This is a genomic window from Pauljensenia sp. UMB3104 (genome assembly GCF_030217285.1).
GTDB lineage: Bacteria > Actinomycetota > Actinomycetes > Actinomycetales > Actinomycetaceae > Pauljensenia.
In genome coordinates, this window is the sequence record NZ_JASONN010000605.1 from 1 (window position 1) to 235 (window position 235).

Annotated in this window: 1 pseudogene; it reads left to right on the forward strand. The window is 69.8% G+C overall.

The annotated features are described in order from the left end of the window. A pseudogene (locus QP415_RS12960) lies at window positions 1-114 on the forward strand (type II secretion system F family protein); the annotation flags it as partial. Between the last annotated feature and the right edge of the window lie 121 nt (window positions 115-235).

Below are 235 nucleotides of genomic sequence, written 5' to 3' on the forward strand. Positions count from 1 at the left end.
GGAGGCATCGCCGTCCTGTGCGCGGGCGCCGGTATCTGCGTGATCGCCTACCTGGCAATGAGAGTGTTGAGCCGACTCAGCACCGATCCGCGCAACCTGGGAGGCGCATCGTGAGCCCCTGGATTGTCCGTGCCCTCGACGTGGCGGTGGGAATCCTCGCCGCGGGAGGGCTCGCATGCGTGCTTGCGGCGTGGTTCGCGTGCCGACCCTCCTTCGCGGCGCGCGTCGCACAGGG